General features: G+C 64.5%; 2 protein-coding genes. Both read right to left on the bottom strand.

What is annotated here, in order from left to right; translation table 11 throughout:
• A partial coding sequence (locus I2C21_RS17400; protein WP_195279894.1) for a UxaA family hydrolase occupies nt 1–1,121 on the bottom strand: 1,121 nt, incomplete at its 3' end.
• A gap of 21 nt (nt 1,122–1,142) precedes the next feature.
• Nucleotides 1,143–1,307 (bottom strand): hypothetical protein, encoded by a 165-nt coding sequence (locus I2C21_RS17395; protein ID WP_502709467.1) that lies wholly within the window; start codon nt 1,305–1,307, stop codon nt 1,143–1,145.
• Nucleotides 1,308–1,319: the final 12 nt, after the last annotated feature.

The raw sequence follows: 1,319 nt of genomic DNA, 5'->3' as shown, positions 1-1,319 counted from the left end.
TAGCCGAGAGACTCGGCCTTGGTCTGCTTGCCGCTGGCCACGTCGGCCACCAGCTGCAGGAGCTCGTCGCCCATCTGAGTGAGATCTCCGCCGTAGATGATGGGGGAGGCATCCACATCGATGTTATCCTCCATGTTGGCGAAGGTGATGCGGTTGCCGGTGATCTTGATGACGGGGGCGATGGGGTTGCCGGTGGGGGTGCCGCGGCCGGTGGAGAAGACCACCACCTGGGCGCCGCCGGCCACCATGGCAGCCACGGAGGAGGGGTCGTTGCCCGGGGTGTCCATGATCACGAGGCCGCTCTTGGGGGCAACCTGCTTGGCGTAGTCGTACACGGCGTTGACGGGGGAGTGGCCGCCCTTGTGGATGCAGCCCAGGGACTTCTCCTCCAGGGTGGTGATACCGCCGGTCTTGTTGCCGGGGGAGGGGTTGCCCTCACGGACCTCCTCGCCCACCAGGCGCAGGGCCTCCTCGTAGCGGTGGACGATCTCAAAGATGCGGTCCCGGACCTCGGGAGTGGCGGCGCGGCGGGCCAGGATGTGCTCGGCGCCGATGAACTCGGTGGTCTCGCTGAGGATGGAGGTGCCGCCCTCCCGGACCATCAGGTCGGAGAGCTGGCCGATGAGCACGTTGGCAGCCAGGCCGCTGGTGGGATCGGAGCCGCCGCACTCGGTGGCCACGATGAGCTCGGAGATGGGGAACTCCTCCTTCTGGAGCATGGAGGCCTCGGCCACCATCTCCTTGGCATAGCGCACCGCCTGGTCAATGGCCTTCAGGGTGCCGCCGGCCTCCTGGATGATGACCTGCTTGAGGGGCTTGTTGGTCCGCTCCTGGATGGCCTTGACCACCAGGTCCATCTGGCAGTTCTCACAGCCCAGGGAGACCACCACGGTGCCGTAGACGTTGGGGTTGGCGGCAAAGCCGGCCATCACGTCCATGGTCAGCTGCTGGTCAGAGGCGACCTGAGAGCAGCCGTTCTGGTTGTTGAAGGTGACGGAACCCACCACCTGCTGGGAGATGATGCGGGTGGTGTCCGATGCGCAGACGCTGGCGGGCAGGATCAGAACCTTGTTCCGGATACCCACGCGGCCGTCGGGACGCTTATAACCATAGAAATTCATGCCTTACTTCCTCCTTTTCCCTTATGCCTCGGCTTCCAGGTCCTCGCGGTGGCTCTCCACATTGTGGACGTGGACATGCTCGCCGGCCTTGATGTCGCAGGAGGCAATGCCGATGTGCTCGCCGTACTTGCAGATGGGGGAACCCTTGGAAATGTCGCAGACAGCCAGCTTGTGATAGATGGTGATGTCCTGCCGGGC

The organism is Clostridium sp. J1101437_171009_A5 (assembly GCF_015547905.1).
Classification (GTDB): Bacteria; Bacillota; Clostridia; order Oscillospirales; family Oscillospiraceae; genus Pseudoflavonifractor_A; species Pseudoflavonifractor_A gallinarum.
The sequence above is the reverse complement of the archived record's forward strand: the minus strand, read 5'-3'. Positions and strand labels throughout refer to the sequence as shown.